We start from the raw sequence: 18,200 nt of genomic DNA on the forward strand, positions 1-18,200 counted from the left end.
GCGGGCGGCTCAGTCGTCGTCGGCGGGGCCGTAGCGCGGGTCGACCTCGTGAGCCGGGAGGTCGAGGAGCTCGGCGACCTGCTCGACCACCAAGGTGAGGACCATGGCCTCGAGCTCGGCGCGCCCCTCGCAGCGGTGCTCGATCGGGCGACGGAAGAGGACGAGCCGGGTCGGGGTGGTGCCGCTGCCCCGCACGAGCGAGGAGAGGGGCACGGTGTCGGTCCAGTCGTCGGGGATCAGGGGGGCGTCCTCGACGGCGTACTCCACCAGGCCCAGCCGGCGCGACCAGCGCGCGTCGATGTCGGTGACGATCCGCAGGACGAGCGCGTCGAACTGCTCGCGCCTGCTGCCCCGAGGCAGCCGAGCACCGGGACGTGCCTGCACCGCCGGCCCCCGCATGCCGCGGTCGTGGCGGTCCCTGGTCCGGCGTCTGTGCTCCACAGCAGCGAGCCTAAACGGGTGCGGCGCGACGGCCGGGTAGCGTCTGGCCCGTGACCCTCAAGCGTCGTTGTTCGCGCAGCCCCTGCGGACGCCCCGCCGTCAACACCCTCACCTACGTCTACGCCGACTCGACCGCCGTCCTGGGGCCGCTGGCGACCTTCGCCGAGCCGCACGCCTACGACCTGTGCGCCGTGCACAGCGAGCGGCTCTCGGCGCCGCGCGGCTGGGAGGTCATCCGGCTCGCCGGTCAGCCCGTCGACACCGGCCCGTCCGGTGACGACCTGCTGGCCCTCGCCGACGCGGTCCGCGAGGCCGCCCGGCCGGTCCCCGTCGCGCGCGTCGCCCCGGAGGACGAGACCGGCCACGAGACCACGCGCCGCGGTCACCTGCGCGTTCTGACCACGGACTGAGGCCTCCAGCCGCGGGCACTAGGGTCTGCGTCATGGCGGCCACGACCTCGAAGACGCTCGACCCGACGAACGTGCACGCCATCTTCAAGGCCTACGACGTGCGCGGCACCGTGCCCGACCAGATCGATGAGGCGCTCGCGCACGCGACCGGCCGGGCCTACGTCGCGGTGGTGGGCGCGCGCGAGGTCGTCGTCGGCCACGACATGCGTCCCAGCTCTCCGGGCATGGCCGCGGCCTTCGCCGCAGGGGCCAGCGAGGCCGGGGCCGACGTCGTGATGATCGGCCTGGCGTCCACCGACCAGCTCTACTTCGCCTCGGGTCACCTGAGGATGCCCGGAGCGATGTTCACGGCAAGCCACAACCCGGCCGAGTACAACGGCATCAAGATGTGCCGCAGCCTCGCCACTCCGATCGGCCTGGAGACCGGTCTCGCCGAGATCCGCGACCTCGTCGCCTCGGGGGAGCCGGCCGGCGACTCGGCGCGCACCGGCAAGGTCTACGAGGCCGACGTGCTCGAGGCCTACGCCGCCCACCTGGTCTCCCTGGCACCGGTGGCCGGACGGCGGCTGCGGGTCGTCGCCGACGCCGGCAACGGGATGGCCGGCCACACCGCCCCGGCCGTGTTCGGGCTCCTGGGCGACCTGGTCGCCCTGGTGCCGCTGTACTTCGAGCTCGACGGCACGTTCCCCCACCACGAGGCCAACCCGATCGACGAGGCCAACCTCGCCGACCTCAAGGCCAAGGTCCTCGAGACCGGCGCCGATGTCGGGCTGGCCTTCGACGGGGACGCCGACCGCTGCTTCCTCGTCGACGAGAGGGGACGCGCCGTCTCGCCGTCCACGCTGACCGCCTTGATCGCGTCGCGTGAGCTGGCCAAGGAGCCGGGCGCCACGGTCATCCACAACCTGATCACCAGCCGCGCGGTGCCCGAGATCGTCCGCGAGCTCGGCGGCAAGCCGGTGCGCACCCGGGTGGGCCACTCCTTCATCAAGGCCACGATGGCCGAGACCGACGCGATCTTCGGCGGCGAGCACAGCGGCCACTTCTACTTCCGGGACTTCTGGCGCGCCGACTCGGGGATGCTCGCGGCCCTGCATGCGCTGGCCGCCCTCGCCGAGACCGGCCGGAGTCTCTCGGAGCTGATGGCCGACTACGAGCGCTACCCGGTGAGCGGGGAGATCAACAGCCAGGTCGCCGACCAGGCCGCCGTGATGAAGGCGCTCGAGGCCGCCTACGGTGGTCGCCAGGGCGTCGAGACCGACTGGCTGGACGGGCTGTCCGTCGCCCATGACGAGTGGACGTTCAACGTGCGCCCGTCCAATACCGAGCCGCTGCTGCGGCTGAACGCCGAAGGCAAGGACGAGGCGACCATGGCGCGGATCCGCGACGAGGTTCTCGCCCAGATCAGGAGTGAACGATGAGCATCGAGCTGGACCCCACACTGTTGGAGATCATCGTCTGTCCGGCGTGCCACGCCGACCTGGAGCTGGTGGACGACGATCCCGAGGCGGCGGAGCTGGTGTGCGAGGGCTGCGGCCTGGCGTACCCGATCCGCGACGGCATCCCGGTCATGCTGGTCGACGAAGCTCGCAAGCCCGGCTGAGATGTCCTGGTTCGACGAGTCCCGGCTCGACGACGAGCGGGCGCTGCAAGGTGTCGACCTGCGCCTGCGGACGCTCGCCGAGTCAGGCGCCCGCGTGCGCCGCGAGGCCGGTGACGCCGCGGAGGCCCTCGCCCAGGTCGTGGCCCTGACCCAGGACCAGGCGCGACCGCGTGCGGTCATCGCCGCCGGCCCCGACTCCCGGCTGCTGCGGGCGGTGCTGGAGCCGTGGTGCCCGGTGCCGTTCGTGGCCTGGCCAGGCCAGGCGCTGCCCGGGTGGGCCGGCAGCCTCGACCTGGTCGTGGTGCTGGCCCCCGACGGTGGCGACGTGGGCTCGGCCTCGGCGGTCGCCGAGGCGGTGCGTCGCGGCTGCCAGGTGGTGGTGGCCTGCCCGCCCTCCTCGATCGTGGCCGAGCACGCCGCGGGACGCTGGACGACGATCCTCCCGACGACGACCCGGGACCAGCTTGCGACCGCGGTGGTGATGCTGACCTACCTGCACGAGATCGGGTTGGGGCCGAGCGCGCCGCCGGAGGAGGTGGCCGAGGCGCTCGACGCGGTCGCCACCGCCTGCTCGCCGCACCGAGACCTCGCCGTCAACCCCGCCAAGATGCTGGCCATCGCGCTGGCCGACGCCAACCCCGTGGTCTGGGGAGGCTCGGTCCTGGCCGCGCGCGCCGCGCGCCGGGTCGCGGAGTCGATCCGCCGCGCCAGCGGCCGCACGGCACTGGCCGGTGACGCCGAGCACCTGCTGCCGGTCATCGAGGCGGCGCGGCCGCGCGACGTCTTCGACGACCCGTTCTCCGACGACGGCGGTGAGCTGCGGCCGATCCTGGTCGTGCTCGACGACGGCGCCGAGGACCCGGTCGTCCGCCAGCACCGCGCGCGACTGCTGGCCGCCGCCGACGAGCGAGGCGTCCGCGTCGAGCACGTCACGAGCGAGGCCGGCTGCGAGGTGGCCCGCTACGCGTCACTGCTGCTGAGCGGCATGTACGCCGCCGAGTACCTGCGGCTCGGACTCGTCGAGGTCTAAAGGCCCCGACGGTGGCGACCCGCGACGCTTGGTTCGACAACGCGAAGATGGCGCTGGTGACCCTCGTGGTGATCGGCCACGCCTGGACGCTGCTGCCCGACGAGCCGGTCGTGAACCACCTCTACGACTTCGTGTACCTGTGGCACATCCCCGCCTTCGTGTTCGTCACCGGCTACCTCTCGCGCTCCTTCGCGTGGACCCGCACCCGGCTGTGGCAGCTGGTCCGCACGGTGGCCGTGCCGTACGTGATCTTCGAGTGCGCGATCGCGCTGTTCCGGCACTACGTCGGCGGCGAGGAGATGGAGGACCTGTTCCTCGACCCGCACTGGCCGCTGTGGTACCTCTCCGCGCTCTTCTTCTGGCGCCTCGTCACCCCGGTCTTCCGGCCGCTGCCGGGCGGGGTGCTGGTGGCCGTGGCGATCAGCCTCGGTGCCGGGCTGTGGGCCGGCGACATGCTCGACATCGCCCGCATCTGCGGACTGCTGCCGTTCTTCGTCCTGGGTCTCAAGGCCACACCGCAGCGCCTGGCCGCGCTGCGCCGTACGCCGGTCCAGGTGGCAGCGGTCGCCGTGTTCGCGGGCGTCTTGGCGCTCACCTGGGTCACCGACAGCGTCGTGTCCACGGAGTGGCTCTTCTACCGCGCCCGCTACGACACCCTCGGCGAGTCCGACCTGGACTCCGTCCTGATCCGCGGTGGCCTGCTCATGGTCGGCACGCTCGCCACCCTCGCCTTCCTGGCGCTGCTACCTCGGACGCCCGGTTGGTTCGCCCGGATGGGCGCGGCCAGCCTGGTCGTCTACCTGTTCCACGGGTTCTTCGTGAAGGGCACGTTGTACGCCGGCTTCCCGGAGTGGGCGGAGGACCGACTCGTGCCGGCGCTGCTGGTCGTCACCCTCGGCTCGGTGGCGCTGGCCATGCTGCTGGCCTGGCCGCCGGTCGCGACCCGGCTGACGGTGCTGGTCGACCCGTTCGGCTACGCCGAGCGGCACGCCCGCCACGCGGTCGACCTGGGCGTCACGGTCGTGGCCCAGGAGGACCACGACGCGCCGGTCCTCGACCGGCTGGTCGAGCAGCTCGCGGAGGAGCGTCCCGAGGGCGGCCCACTGCCGACCCAGACACCGCGCACATGACGCGCCCGCGGGCTCAGTAGCATGACGGCATGATGACCGGAGCCGCGCGATGAGCGGCGGCCTCTTCGCCCTGCTCGACGACGTCGCGGCGCTGGCTCGACTCGCGGCCGCCTCGGTCGACGACGTCTCGGCTGCCGCCGGACGGGCCAGCATGAAGGCGGCCGGCGTCGTCGTCGACGACACCGCGGTCACCCCCCAGTACGTCCAAGGCGTCGCGGCCAAGCGCGAGCTCCCGATGATCAAGAAGATCGCGATCGGCTCGCTGCGCAACAAGCTGCTCATCATCCTGCCCCTGGCGCTGCTGCTGAGCCAGTTCCTGCCGTGGCTGCTCACCCCGATCCTGATGCTGGGGGGCACCTTCCTGTGCTACGAGGGCGCCGAGAAGATCTGGGAGAAGCTCTCCGGTCACCATCCGGAGGAGAAGAAGGCCACCGCGCTGGACGACGCGGCCGAGAAGACCATGGTCTCGGGAGCGATCCGCACGGACCTGATCCTCTCGGCCGAGATCATGGTGATCTCCCTCAACGAGGTCGCCGACGAGCCGTTCGTGTCCCGTGCGGTGATCCTGGTGGCGGTCGCCTTCCTGATCACCGCCGTCGTCTACGGCGTGGTCGCGCTCATCGTGAAGATGGACGACATCGGCCTCGCGCTCAGCCAGCGCTCCTCGGCCGTGGCGCAGAAGGTCGGCCACGGCTTGGTGCGCGCCATGCCGGGGCTGCTCGCCACGATCTCGGTCGTCGGCACGGTCGCGATGCTCTGGGTCGGCGGGCACATCCTGCTGGTCGGAGCCGACGACCTCGGCTGGCATGCGCCGTACGAGCTGGTCCACCACCTCGAGGAGGACGTCCACCACGCGGCGGGGGCCCTCGGCGCCGCGCTCGGCTGGCTGGTCAACACGGCCCTCTCGGCAGTCGCCGGGGTGGTCGTCGGCGCGGTGGTCGTGGCGCTCATGCACCTGCTGCCGTTCGGTCACCACAAGACTGCGGAGCCCACCGCCCACTGACTCCTGGGCCCTTTACACCCGCGCCGCCACCGTCTCCACACGGGGTCGCGAGGATTCTGCGATCGGTGGGAACCCGTTCTAGCCTTGACGTCACGCCCACCGCCTGCACCCAGGAGCATGAATGGACTACAAGGTTGCCGACCTCTCGTTGGCCGACTTCGGCCGCATGGAGATCCAACTCGCGGAGCACGAGATGCCCGGCCTCATGGCGATGCGGGAGCGCTACGGCGACAGCTTGCCCCTGGCCGGCGCCCGGATCGCCGGCTCGCTGCACATGACGATCCAGACGGCCGTCCTCATCGAAACGCTCACGGCACTCGGTGCCGAGGTCCGCTGGGCCTCCTGCAACATCTTCTCCACCCAGGACCACGCGGCCGCGGCCATCGCCGTCGGCCCCGAGGGCACCGTCGACAAGCCCGCCGGCGTCCCGGTCTTCGCCTGGAAGGGTGAGTCGCTGGAGGAGTACTGGTGGTGCACCCAGCAGATCCTGCGGTGGCCCGACGGCAAGTTCGCCAACATGATCCTCGACGACGGCGGCGACGCCACGATGCTCGTCCACCTGGGCGTCGAGGCCGAGAAGACCGGCGCCGCGCCGGATCCGGCCAGCGCCAAGAGCGTCGAGCAGCGCGTCGTCTTCGACGTCCTCAACGCCTCGCTGGCCGAGAGCAAGGACCGCTGGACCCAGATCGCGGGCGAGATCAAGGGCGTCACCGAGGAGACCACCACCGGCGTGCTGCGTCTCTACGACATGATGAGGGAGGGCTCGCTGCTCTTCCCCGCCATCAACGTCAACGACTCGGTCACGAAGTCCAAGTTCGACAACAAGTACGGCTGCCGCCACTCGCTCATCGATGGCATCAACCGCGCCACCGATGTCCTGATCGGCGGCAAGGTCGCCGTCGTGTGCGGCTACGGCGACGTCGGCAAGGGCTGCGCCGAGTCCCTGCGCGGCCAGGGTGCCCGCGTCATCGTCACCGAGATCGACCCGATCTGCGCGCTGCAGGCGGCCATGGACGGCTACCAGGTCGACACCCTCGACAACGTGCTGGACGTCGCCGACATCATCATCACCGCGACGGGCAACAAGGACGTCGTGACCGTCGACCAGATGTCGCGGATGCGCCACAACGCGATCCTCGGCAACATCGGTCACTTCGACAACGAGATCGACATGGCCGGCCTCGAGGCCGAGGGCGTCGCGGTCCGCAAGAACGTCAAGCCGCAGGTCGACGTGTGGACCTTCCCCGCGGGCAACGCGATCATCGTGCTCTCCGAGGGCCGCCTGATGAACCTCGGCAACGCGACCGGCCACCCGTCGTTCGTCATGTCGAACTCGTTCACCAACCAGGTCCTGGCGCAGATCGAGATCTTCACCAAGCCGCAGGACTACCCGGTCGGCGTCTACGTGCTGCCCAAGCACCTCGACGAGGAGGTCGCCCGCCTCCACCTCGACGCCCTCGGCGTCAAGCTGACCACGTTGAGCGACGAGCAGGCCGCCTACCTCGGCGTCGACGTCCGGGGCCCGTTCAAGTCCGACCAGTACCGCTACTGAGCTCTGCGCCCGCGAGCCCGGTGCACCGCCCCCTGATCCGTCCGGATCAGGGGGCGGTGGCGTCTTCGTGGCTCGTGCGTGGCTGATGGCACTATGGATGCCATGACACAGGTGGGGACCGCGAGTGCCATCGCGCCCAAGGGGCGAGTGCTGGTGGTCGACGACGACGCCTCGCTGGCCGAGATGCTGACGATCGTCCTGCGGCAGGAGGGCTTCGACAGCCGGATCTGCACCCGCGGCGACCTGGCCATGGACGAGTTCCGCGACTACCGGCCCGACGTGGTGCTGCTGGACCTGATGCTGCCCGGACGCGACGGGATCGACGTGTGCAAGGAGATCCGCGGCGAGTCGGGCGTACCCATCGTGATGCTCACCGCCAAGGGCGACACCGTCGACGTGGTGGTGGGCCTGGAGTCCGGCGCCGACGACTACGTCGTCAAGCCGTTCAAGCCCAAGGAGCTGGTGGCCCGGATCCGGGCCCGGGTGCGCCGGTTCGACGCCACGTCGGTGGAGAACCTGACCATCGGCGACCTCACCATCGACGTCGCCGGTCACTCCGTGCACCGCGACGGCGAGCCGATCGGCCTGACCCCGCTGGAGTTCGACCTGCTCCTGTGCCTGGCCCGCAAGCCGTGGCAGGTCTTCACGCGCGAGGTCCTGCTCGAGCAGGTGTGGGGCTACCGCCACGCCGCCGACACGCGGCTGGTCAACGTGCACGTGCAGCGACTGCGCTCCAAGGTCGAGCACGACCCCGAGCACCCCGAGATCGTGGTGACCGTCCGCGGTGTGGGCTACAAGGCCGGGAACGGGTAGCGATGATGGCCCGCCGACGGTGGCCGGGCGTCCCTCCCGGCGTACGGCGGGCCCTCACGTTCTGGCGCCGCTCGATCCAGGCGCGCGTCGTCGCCAGCACCCTGGTGCTCTCGGCCATCGTCATCAGCGGGGTCGGGTGGTTCCTGCTCGACTCGACCAAGGAGGGCCTGCTGGAGCATCGCGTCGAGTCGGTCCTGGCGGAGTCCGACGCGAGCATCGAGGAGGCGCGTGACCGGCTGGAGGCCGCCTCCGGCACGGAGGTCAACGCCAGTCGGCAGCAGCGCGAGCTGGCCGACCTGATCATCGCGCGCGGAGAGACCCGCGGCTTCCGCGTCGTGCTCGGCGTCCCCACCGGCGAGGGCGCGCGGCTCTCCGACGGCGGGCCCGAGTACACCCCCGGCCTGAGCCTGCTCAGCGTCCCCGCCTCGCTGCAGGAGCACTTCGAGCAGATCGCGCCGACGGCGTGGACCTACACCCGGATCGCGACCCGATCGGCCGCCGGAGAGGTGCGAGAGGAGCCGGGCATCGTCGTCGGCAGCCAGGTGCTGCTCCCCTCCGACGGGAAGACCTACACCTTCTACCTCCTGTTCCCCCTCGACGCCGAGCAGGAGACCCTGGGACTGGTGACGCGCGCGCTGCTGACCGCCGCCGTCGCCCTCCTGGTCCTCGTCGCGGGCATCACCTGGCTGGTGGCCCAGCAGGTCGTCAACCCCATCCGGCTGGCCCGCGAGGTGGCCGAGCGACTGGCGGCCGGCCGGCTGCAGGAGCGCCTGCGGGTCTCGGGCGAGGACGACCTCGCCCGCCTCGCGACGTCGTTCAACCAGATGGCCAGCAACCTGCAGCGCCAGATCCGCCAGCTCGAGGAGCTCAGCCGCGTGCAGCGCCGGTTCGTCTCCGACGTCTCGCACGAGCTGCGTACCCCACTCACCACCGTCCGGATGGCCGGAGACGTGCTGCACGACGCCAAGGAGTCCTTCGACCCGGCCACCCGCCGGGCGGCCGAGCTGCTGCAGATCGAGCTGGACCGGTTCGAGGTGCTGCTGGCCGACCTGCTCGAGATCAGCCGCTTCGACGCCGGCGCCGCCGTGCTGGAGGCGGAGGACGTCAACCTGCTCGACGTGGTCCACCGGGTGGTCGACTCCACCCGTGCACTCGCGGAGCAGCGAGGGGTGCGGGTGGTCGTCGAGGCGCCGGAGCAGCCGTGCCTGGCCGAGGCCGACGTGCGCCGGGTCGAGCGGATCATGCGCAACCTCATCACCAACGCGATCGACCATGCCGAGGCTCGGCGCGAGATCAAGGTCCTGCTGGGAAGCGACGACCAGGCCGCGGCGGTCGCGGTGCGCGACTACGGCGTCGGGCTGGCGCCCGGGGAGTCGGCGATGGTGTTCAACCGGTTCTGGCGCGCCGACCCGGCACGTGCGCGCACCAGCGGCGGCACCGGCCTGGGCCTGGCCATCGCCCTCGAGGACACGCACCTGCACGGGGGGTGGCTGCAGGCGTGGGGCCGGCCCGGGCGGGGGGCACAGTTCCGCCTGACCCTGCCCCGCAGGGCGGGTGCGCCGCTGCGACACAGCCCCCTCCCGCTGGTCCCGGCCGACGCCGACGACCCGGTCCGGGAGGTGGCCCGATGACCGGCCGGCGCCGGGCGCTCGCCGCGCTCTCGGCCGTCCTGCTGCTGGCCGCCCTGACGGGCTGCGTCGAGCTCCCCGAGAAGGGGCCGGTGGTCGAGACCGAGCCGTCCGCCCAGGTGGCCGAGCAGCAGGCCGCCGCCATCGACGCCATCCCTCCCCAGGAGGGCGACGCGGCCCTCGACATCGTCAACGGCTTTCTCAACGCGATGACGGCCTACCCCGTGCAGGCCAACGTCGCGCGCCAGTTCCTGGCCCGCGAGGCCCAGGCGGCGTGGAACCCCGACGACGCGACGATCATCTACGGCGACATCACCGACCCCAGCGCCGACGTCGGCGGCCGCAACGTCTCGGTGACGCTCGGCGACCCCGAGTCGCTCGACGGGCGGGGCGGGTGGCAGGGGCCGCTCCCGGCCGACCGGCACCGGCTGACGTTCCGCATGGTCGTCGAGGACGGCGAGTACCGCATCGCCGACGCCCCTGACGCCCTGATCGTCCCGGCCCAGTGGTTCTCGCAGCGGTTCCGCCAGGCCTCCCTCTACTTCTTCGACCGGACGGCCCAGATCCTGGTGCCGGAGCCGGTCTTCGTCCCTCGCGGGGAGCAGCTGGCGACGACGCTCATCGACGGGCTGCTCGCGGGCCCGGGCGAGAGGCTGTCGGGCGTGGTGCGCAGCTTCCTGCCACCGAACGTGACGGTGGGGCTGTCGGTCCCCATCTCCGAGGAGGGCGTCGCGGACATCACCCTGGTCGGCGACTCGGGCCAGCAGAATCCCGAGGTCGTCGAGAAGATGCTCGCCCAGCTCGTCTGGACGCTGCGCCAGGAGCCGTCCATCAGCGCCATCCGGTTGCAGATCGGCGACGAGAGGGTCCGGCTGCCGGACGGGGTCGGTGAGTACCGGGTCGACGCCGCCCCCGAGTACGACCCGACGGGCTACCAGGCCAGCCGGCTGCTCTACGGACTGGTCGACGGCCTGCTGGTGTCGGGGGAGCTCGACACCCTGGCCCCGGCCGAGGGCCCGTTCGGGGACACCGGCTATGGGCTGCGCTCGGTCGCGGTCAACCTGCCTGCCACGCTCGCGGCGGGGGTCACCGACAACGGCCGCTCGGTGCTCCTGGCGCCGGTGCGGGCCGAGGCGGGGGAGGAGGCGCCCCAGCGTGCCGTCCAGGTCGTCTCGGGCGCCACCCGCCTGCTGCGGCCGTCATGGGACTTCGCGGACCGGCTCTGGATGGTCGATCGGACACCCTCGGGGGCGCGCGTCATCCTCCGCGAGGGCGAGCGTCTGCGTGGGCTGCAGGTGCCGGGCGTGACCGGCCAGGACGTGCGGTCGTTCGTGGTCTCGCGCGATGCCACCCGGTTCGTGGCCGTGGTCCGTCGTGACGGGGTCGACCGGCTGCTGCTCGGCCGCGTCCAGGTGGACTTCCGCGGCCGCGTGCGGGAGGCGGTCGGAGTCCGCACGATGACCTTCGAGGACGCCGATCCGGTGCGGGTCACCGACATCGCCTGGACCTCGCCCACGTCCGTCGCGCTGCTCAGCGAGGTCGTGCCGGGAGAGCTGTTCGAGGTGCGCACCGTCGTCGTCGACGGGGCGCCGGCCGGGGTCGAGGCGTTGTCCACGACGGTCAACGAGGCGGTCCTGGGGCTGGCCGGGTCGCCGGTCCCGGGAGCGCGCCAGTACGCCGTCACCGGCGAGGGCGTCGTCGACCTGCTCACCAGCCGGATCCTCGAGCTGGAGGGCCGGCCGATCTCGCTGGGCTACGTAGGCTGATCCACAGGCGCTTCCGCGCGCCTTGTCCCGGATCGGCGCGGCTGGTGCGATGCGGGCCATGTCCTACCGCGACGCCGTCCTCGACCTGCTGCTCGGGGGCCGGTGCGTGGGTTGCGCGGCACCCGGCCGGCCCCTGTGCCCGGACTGCGCGGTGCTGCTCGAGGTGGCCGCGAGTCCCGCGTGGCCGACCCCGGTGCCGGCCGGGCTGGCGACACCGTGGGCGGCGGCCGCCTACGAGGGGCTGCCCCGGGCGATGGTCCTGGCGCTGAAGGAGCGCCGGGTGTGGGCGCTGGCTCGCCCGCTCGCGCGGGTGCTCGCGGTCGCGGTGAGCGCCGCGACCGCCGGCGCGGCGGGCCCGTTCGTGCTGGTGCCGGTCCCGTCGCGGCCCTCCTCCGTGCGCAGCCGCGGACACGACCCCACGGCGACCCTGGCCCGGCTGGCATGCGTGGTCCTGCGGGGGCAAGGCGTGGACGCGACGGCGTACCGCCTGCTGCGCTCGCGCCCCGGCGTGCTCGACCAGTCGGGGCTCGGGGCGGCGGCACGGGCCACCAACCTCGCCGGGTCGATGGCCTGTCGAACCGGGCCGCTTCGCGACCTGGCGGAGCGCACACCGCGGGCGCGGTTCGTCGTGTGCGACGACGTCCTCACCACCGGCTCCACGGCTCGCGAGGCGCAGCGGGCCCTGGAGTCGGTGGGGCTGCAGGTCCACGCGGTGGCGACCGTCGCGGCCACCCGGCGGTGGAGCGCGGAGGGGCAAGGGGCCGGCGCGCTGAAAGGTGACCCCCGCCTCTCTGGCTAGCCAGGCACGGACTAACGTTTCTCTATGGAGTCCGTCCGGGTCCGTGGTTGCGCTGTTCTGGCAGTGCCGGGACGGCTAGCCGATGCCAGTCGCAGGCGAAACGGTCCACGTAAGGCGTCGTCCGGGCTCGCCCGGGCGCGCCGATCACGGTGCGGCTTAGACGTAAGTCCTGCCTCGCCCCACGCGTCAGATGCGCGTGGCCGGCGGGAGAAGGTCAGTAGTGGCATCCAAGCTGCGAGCGCCTCAGCAGGCGACTGTGGGGTCGAAGACCAGGTCGGCCGGGCGGGCTCCATGCTCATGTGCGCACGACCAACTGTCACAACGGGAGGTTCAACATGGAAGCTGTCTTCACCGGTCGCAACTGTGAGCTGTCGGAGGGATTCCGCGCCCACGCCGAGGAGAAGCTGAGCAAGCTGGAGAAGCACGACCACCGCATCATCCGGGTGCACGTGGAGGTCGACTGCGAGCTCAACCCGCGCCAGCACGATCGCGCGGTCCATGTCGAGCTCACGGCCGTGTCGAAGGGCCCGGTGATCCGGGCCGAGGCCGCCGCAGACGACAAGATGGGCGCGCTGGACCTGGCGCTGGACAAGATGGCCGCGCAGATGCGGCGTGCCGCCGACCGACGCCGCGTCCACCGCGGCCGGCACGCGCCGGTCTCCGTGGGTCAGGCGCTCGCCGGCCTGGAGGTGGTCGAGGACGAGCAGCCGGCCGACGACGGCGTGACCCAGCGGCAGGTCGGGCCGATCGAGGTGACCGGCGACGGGCCGCTGGTCGTGCGCGAGAAGACCCACTCGGCGTCCCCCATGACGCTCGACCAAGCGCTCTACGAGATGGAGCTCGTCGGTCACGACTTCTACCTGTACGTGGACAAGGAGAGCGAGCGACCCGCGGTCGTCTACCGCCGCCGGGGCTACGACTACGGCGTGATCTCGCTGGACCTCACCCAGCCCGACGAGGCTGAGTCACCCTGAAGGACCATGCCGGGTGGCCTGTCCGGACTATCAGGACAGGCCACTAGGCCACCCGAACGTGTCATGATGCGCGGGTGGCCGACAGGGACGAACCGATCCGCGTGCTCGTGGTCGACGACCAGGAGCTCTTCCGCCGTGGGCTCACGATGCTGCTCGGGGTGGAGCCCGGCGTCGAGGTCGTGGGCGAGGCCGGAGACGGTGTGGAGGGCACGGCCCTGGCGGAGAGCGCCGCCCCGGACGTCGTGCTGCTGGACATCCGGATGCCCAAGCGCTCCGGTATCGAGGCCTGCGTGGCCATCAAGGAGGCCGTCCCGTCGGCCAAGATCATCATGCTGACGGTGTCCGACGAGGAGGCCGACCTCTACGAGGCGGTCAAGAGCGGCGCCTCCGGCTACCTGCTCAAGGACTCCTCCATCGACGAGGTCGCCCAGGCCATCCGCGTGGTCGCCGACGGACAGTCGCTCATCAGCCCGTCCATGGCCGTCAAGCTGATCGACGAGTTCAAGCAGATGACGCGCCCCGAGCGCGACCCGGTCCCCGGCCTGCGGCTCACCGAGCGGGAGCTCCAGGTGCTCGGCCACGTCGCGAAGGGCCTCAACAACCGCGACATCGCACGCAACCTCTTCATCAGCGAGAACACCGTCAAGAACCACGTCCGCAACATCCTCGAGAAGCTCCAGCTCCACTCCCGGATGGAAGCGGTGATGTACGCCGTCCGCGAGAAGCTCCTAGAGCTTCCCTGACCGCGCAGGCGGCCGCGAGGAACGAGCGGCCGCCGTGGGCGCGGGCAGGTCGAGCAGCCGCGCGAGCGAGGCACGAGCTCGCGACCGGCGTGTCGAGACCCGGTGAGACGAGCGCCGATGCTGACCACCGTCGGCGCCCCGTGGAACAGTCCTGCCTGTGACGACGCAGTCGATCTCGACCTCCCAGGCGCGCCGCATCGCGCTGGCCGCCCAGGGCTTCCTCGACCCGCCGCACACCCCGCCCACGATGCGCACCTTCCAGCGCACCCTGGACCGCACGGGGGTGCTCCAGGTCGACTCGGTCAACGTGCTCCAGCGCGCCCACTACATGCCGCTGTACTCGCGGATGGGCCCCTACGACACCGGTCTGCTGCGCCGGGCCGCTGAGCGGCGGCCGCGTCGCGTCGTCGAGTACTGGGCGCACGTCCAGGCGCTCATGCCGGTCGAGCTGTGGCCGCACATGCGCTTCCGGATGGAGAAGTACCGCGCCCGGCGCGGCAAGTGGGCGATCCTCGACGAGGATCCTGCGCTGGAGGCGTCGCTGCTGGCCGAGATCCGGACGCGAGGGGCGGCCACCGCGCGCGACCTCGACGAGGGGTTGCCCCGCAGCAAGGAGCACTGGGGCTGGAACTGGTCGACCACCCGGCGGGTCCTGGACTACCTCTACACCGTCGGCGAGCTGGCTATCGCGGGCCGCAACGCCCAGTTCGAGGTGCTCTACGACCTGCCCGAGAGGGTGATCCCGGCCGAGGTCCTGGCCCGGCCGACGCCAACCCCGGGGGAGTCCCACCTCGAGCTGGTCCGCCGCGCCGCCCGCTCCCACGGCATCGCGACGACGCGATGCCTGCAGGACTACTACCGGATGCACATCGACGAGGTCCGGCCCGCGATCGGCGCCCTGGTCGAGTCCGGGGAGCTGCTGCCGGTGGCGATCGAGGGCTGGAAGCGCCCCGGCTACCTGCACCGCGACGCCCGGCTGCCCCGCCGGGTGCCGGCCCGGGCGCTGCTCAGCCCGTTCGACCCGGTGGTCTGGGAGCGAGAGCGCGCCGAGCGGCTCTTCGGGTTCCACTACCGCATCGAGATCTACACGCCGGCCCACAAGCGGGTGCACGGCTACTACGTCCTGCCCTTCCTGCTCGGCGAGCACATCGTGGCGCGCGTCGACCTCAAGGCCGACCGCCGTACCCGCACGCTCGTGGTCAAGGGTGCCTTCGCCGAGCCGGGCGCGCCGGCGCACACCGGTGAGGAGCTCGGCGCGGAGCTGACGGGGCTGGCCGGGTGGCTGGGGCTGGACTCCGTGGTGGTCGAGCCCCGGGGCGACCTGGCCGCGCGCCTTGCGGTGTAGCGGTCTTCCGGCCGCTGGGTAGAGTGTGAGCGCCGCTCCCACGGCCCGAAGCTGTCAACCCAAGGAGTCATCCCGTCGTGCCCGTCATCATCGACAAGCTTCTCCGCATCGGCGAAGGCAAGATCCTCCGGCAGCTCGAGAACATCGCCAAGGCCGTCAACGCCATCGAGGACGACTTCGTCGCCATGAGCGACGAGGAGCTCCGGGCGATGACCGACGAGCTCAAGGCGCGCTACGAGAAGGGCGAGTCCCTCGACGACCTGATGCCCGAGGCCTTCGCCACCGTGCGCGAGGCGGCCAACCGGGTCATCGGCCAGCGGCACTACGACGTCCAGATCATGGGTGGCGCGGCGCTGCACCTGGGCAACATCGCCGAGATGAAGACCGGTGAGGGCAAGACCCTCGTCGCCACGCTCCCGGCCTATCTCAACGCGCTCTCGGGCAAGGGCGTCCACGTCGTCACCGTCAACGACTACCTCGCCAAGTACCACGCCGAGTGGATGGGTCGGATCCACCACTTCCTGGGCCTGACCACCGGGGTGATCCTCCCGGAGATGCGCCCCGCGGAGCGCCGCGAGGCCTACAACTGCGACATCACCTACGGCACCAACAACGAGCTGGGCTTCGACTACCTGCGCGACAACATGGCGGGCTCCATCGAGGAGTGCGTGCAGCGCGGCCACAGCTTCGCCATCGTCGACGAGGTCGACTCCATCCTGATCGACGAGGCGCGGACCCCGCTGATCATCAGCGGCCCGACCCAGGACGAGGTGAAGTGGTACGGCGAGTTCGCCAAGATCGCCAAGACCCTCGTGCGCGACGTCGACTACGAGGTCGACGAGAAGAAGCGCACGATCTCCGTGCTCGAGCCGGGCATCACCAAGGTCGAGGACCACCTCGGCATCGAGAACCTCTACGAGTCGGCCAACACCCCGCTGATCTCCTTCCTCAACAACTCCATCAAGGCCAAGGAGCTCTTCCGCAACGACAAGGAGTACGTCGTCATGCAGGGCGAGGTGCTCATCGTCGACGAGCACACCGGCCGCATGCTGTCGGGACGCCGCTACAACGACGGTCTGCACCAGGCCATCGAGGCCAAGGAGGGCGTGACCGTCCGCGAGGAGTACCAGACGCTCGCGACCGTCACCCTGCAGAACTACTTCCGCCTCTACGACAAGCTCTCCGGCATGACCGGTACGGCCATGACCGAGGCCTCGGAGTTCGACAAGATCTACAAGCTCGGCGTCGTCCAGATCCCGACGAACAAGCCGATGCGACGCATCGACCAGCCCGACCTCGTCTACCGCACCGAGGAGGCCAAGTACGACGCGGTCGCCGACGACATCGCGGAGCGCCACGAGAAGGGCCAGCCGATCCTGGTGGGCACCGTGTCGGTCGAGAAGTCGGAGTACCTCTCCAACCTCCTTCAGAAGCGCGGTATCCCGCACACGGTCCTCAACGCCAAGGTCCACGCCGACGAGGCCAAGATCGTCGCCATGGCCGGCCACAAGGGCGCCGTCACCGTCGCCACCAACATGGCCGGTCGAGGCACCGACATCATGCTCGGCGGCTCGGTGGAGTTCCTCGCCGACCAGGCGCTGCGCGACCAGGGCCTCGAGCCTGCCGGCGACACCGCGGCCGAGTACGAGGCCGCCTGGCCCGCCACACTGGAGCGGATCAAGGAGCAGGTCGCCCTCGAGCACGACGCGGTCCGCGACCTCGGTGGGCTCTACGTGGTCGGCACCGAGCGCCACGAGTCGCGCCGCATCGACAACCAGCTGCGCGGTCGCTCCGGCCGGCAGGGCGACCCGGGGGAGTCCCGCTTCTACCTGTCCCTCGAGGACGAGCTGATGCGGCTGTTCAAGTCCGAGTGGGTCGACCGCGTCCTGCAGATGCTGAAGATCCCCGACGACGTCCCGATCGAGAACAAGCGCGTCACCGGCGCCATCGCCAACGCCCAGGGCCAGGTGGAGTCGCAGAACTTCGAGTCGCGCAAGAACGTCCTCAAGTACGACGACGTGATGGACCGTCAGCGCCAGGTCATCTACGGCGAGCGCCGCGAGGTGCTCGAGGGCGCCGACCTGGAGGAGCAGATCCGCACCTTCATCGACGATGTCGTCACCGGCTACGTCACCGGCTCGCTCGCCGAGTTCGGCGAGGAGTGGGATCTCGAGCAGCTCCACACCGACCTCAGCCAGATCTGGCCCGTCGGCCTCGACTTCGCCCAGCTCGAGGAGGAGGCCGGTGGCCGCGCCAACCTCGACCGTGGCGAGCTGATCGAGCTGCTCAAGGCCGACGCGCACGCGGCCTACGACGCCCGCGAGGAGGAGATGGGCGAGGAGGTCATGCGCGAGCTCGAGCGGCGCGTGCTCCTCTCGGTCCTCGACCGCAAGTGGCGCGAGCACCTCTACGAGATGGACTACCTGCGCGAGGGCATCTACCTGCGGGCCTATTCCCAGCGCGACCCGCTGGTGGAGTACCAGCGCGAGGGCTTCGACATGTTCGCCGCGATGATGGACGGGATCAAGGAGGAGGCCGTCGGCTTCCTCTTCAACCTGGAGGTCCAGGTCGAGGAGGATGACCACGAGGGTCACGACCACGACCACGTCCACGAGGAGGACGAGGTCTACGAGCCGCTCCTGCAGCCGGAGGGCACCGTCCAGCAGCACGCCCCCGCGATCCGGGCCAAGGGCCTCGACCGCCCGTCGGCCCCGGCCAACCTGTCCTACTCCGCTCCGAGCGAGGACGGCGGGGCCGAGGTGAAGAGCGCGACGGCGACCGCCGCCACCGACGAGTACGCCGGAGTCGGCCGCAACGCGAAGTGCCCGTGCGGCTCGGGCAAGAAGTTCAAGCAGTGCCACGGCGCGCCGGGCGGGCCCACCGGCCTCACCGCACGCGCCTCCGGCTGACCCACCGCCGACCCGTCACCAACTTCACCGAGCCCCCCGCTGACCCGTCAGAGA

General features: G+C 71.2%; 16 protein-coding genes. 15 read left to right on the top strand and 1 reads right to left on the bottom strand.

The genetic code is table 11. The features are described from left to right. Positions 1–9 precede the first annotated feature (9 nt). A complete protein-coding gene (locus LRP67_RS08610; protein ID WP_231269752.1) occupies positions 10–441 on the bottom strand; it encodes a metallopeptidase family protein in 432 nt (143 codons plus the stop codon). Positions 442–491: 50 nt separating this feature from the next. Here LRP67_RS08610 and LRP67_RS08615 point away from each other — a divergent pair, with 50 nt between their 5' ends. The 15 genes from LRP67_RS08615 to secA all read left to right on the top strand — a co-directional run bounded on the left by LRP67_RS08615 (position 492) and on the right by secA (position 18,146). Then, positions 492–851 (top strand): DUF3499 domain-containing protein, encoded by a 360-nt coding sequence (locus LRP67_RS08615; protein ID WP_231243057.1) that lies wholly within the window; start codon positions 492–494, stop codon positions 849–851. A 32-nt stretch (positions 852–883) separates the two neighbouring features. Further along, positions 884–2,272: a phosphomannomutase/phosphoglucomutase gene (locus LRP67_RS08620; RefSeq protein WP_231269753.1), complete on the top strand. Its 1,389-nt coding sequence runs from the start codon at positions 884–886 to the stop codon at positions 2,270–2,272. A gap of 8 nt (positions 2,273–2,280) precedes the next feature. After that, positions 2,281–2,454, top strand: coding sequence for a Trm112 family protein (locus LRP67_RS08625; RefSeq protein WP_231270018.1), 174 nt, complete (start codon positions 2,281–2,283; stop codon positions 2,452–2,454). Between the two features lies 1 nt (position 2,455). Continuing rightward, positions 2,456–3,484: an SIS domain-containing protein gene (locus tag LRP67_RS08630; protein WP_231269754.1), complete on the top strand. Its 1,029-nt coding sequence runs from the start codon at positions 2,456–2,458 to the stop codon at positions 3,482–3,484. Between the two features lie 11 nt (positions 3,485–3,495). Next, positions 3,496–4,614 (top strand): acyltransferase family protein, encoded by a 1,119-nt coding sequence (locus LRP67_RS08635; RefSeq protein WP_231269755.1) that lies wholly within the window; start codon positions 3,496–3,498, stop codon positions 4,612–4,614. 49 nt (positions 4,615–4,663) lie between these two features. Next, positions 4,664–5,617, top strand: coding sequence for a DUF808 domain-containing protein (locus tag LRP67_RS08640; protein WP_231269756.1), 954 nt, complete (start codon positions 4,664–4,666; stop codon positions 5,615–5,617). A 121-nt stretch (positions 5,618–5,738) separates the two neighbouring features. Next, the gene (gene ahcY / locus LRP67_RS08645) at positions 5,739–7,169 is read left to right on the top strand and encodes an adenosylhomocysteinase (RefSeq protein ID WP_231269757.1); all 1,431 of its coding nucleotides are present in this window, start codon (positions 5,739–5,741) and stop codon (positions 7,167–7,169) included. Positions 7,170–7,271: 102 nt separating this feature from the next. After that, positions 7,272–7,982, top strand: a complete 711-nt coding sequence (mtrA, locus tag LRP67_RS08650; RefSeq protein WP_231269758.1) for an MtrAB system response regulator MtrA — start codon at positions 7,272–7,274, stop codon at positions 7,980–7,982. 2 nt (positions 7,983–7,984) lie between these two features. After that, positions 7,985–9,613, top strand: a complete 1,629-nt coding sequence (mtrB, locus tag LRP67_RS08655; RefSeq protein ID WP_231269759.1) for an MtrAB system histidine kinase MtrB — start codon at positions 7,985–7,987, stop codon at positions 9,611–9,613. Next, positions 9,610–11,376, top strand: a complete 1,767-nt coding sequence (locus tag LRP67_RS08660; RefSeq protein WP_231269760.1) for an LpqB family beta-propeller domain-containing protein — start codon at positions 9,610–9,612, stop codon at positions 11,374–11,376. The genes mtrB and LRP67_RS08660 overlap by 4 nt, the downstream gene beginning before the upstream one ends. A gap of 58 nt (positions 11,377–11,434) precedes the next feature. Beyond that, positions 11,435–12,175 (top strand): ComF family protein, encoded by a 741-nt coding sequence (locus LRP67_RS08665; RefSeq protein WP_231269761.1) that lies wholly within the window; start codon positions 11,435–11,437, stop codon positions 12,173–12,175. A 335-nt stretch (positions 12,176–12,510) separates the two neighbouring features. Continuing rightward, on the top strand, positions 12,511–13,149 hold the full coding sequence (gene hpf, locus LRP67_RS08670) for a ribosome hibernation-promoting factor, HPF/YfiA family (protein ID WP_231269762.1): 639 nt from the start codon (positions 12,511–12,513) through the stop codon (positions 13,147–13,149). 74 nt (positions 13,150–13,223) lie between these two features. Next, positions 13,224–13,892: a response regulator transcription factor gene (locus tag LRP67_RS21830; protein WP_231269763.1), complete on the top strand. Its 669-nt coding sequence runs from the start codon at positions 13,224–13,226 to the stop codon at positions 13,890–13,892. A gap of 157 nt (positions 13,893–14,049) precedes the next feature. Continuing rightward, on the top strand, positions 14,050–15,237 hold the full coding sequence (locus LRP67_RS08680) for a DNA glycosylase AlkZ-like family protein (RefSeq protein ID WP_308189719.1): 1,188 nt from the start codon (positions 14,050–14,052) through the stop codon (positions 15,235–15,237). Between the two features lie 77 nt (positions 15,238–15,314). Beyond that, on the top strand, positions 15,315–18,146 hold the full coding sequence (secA, locus tag LRP67_RS08685; RefSeq protein WP_231269764.1) for a preprotein translocase subunit SecA: 2,832 nt from the start codon (positions 15,315–15,317) through the stop codon (positions 18,144–18,146). Positions 18,147–18,200: the final 54 nt, after the last annotated feature.

Source organism: Nocardioides sp. cx-169 (assembly GCF_021083605.1).
Lineage (GTDB): Bacteria > Actinomycetota > Actinomycetes > Propionibacteriales > Nocardioidaceae > Nocardioides.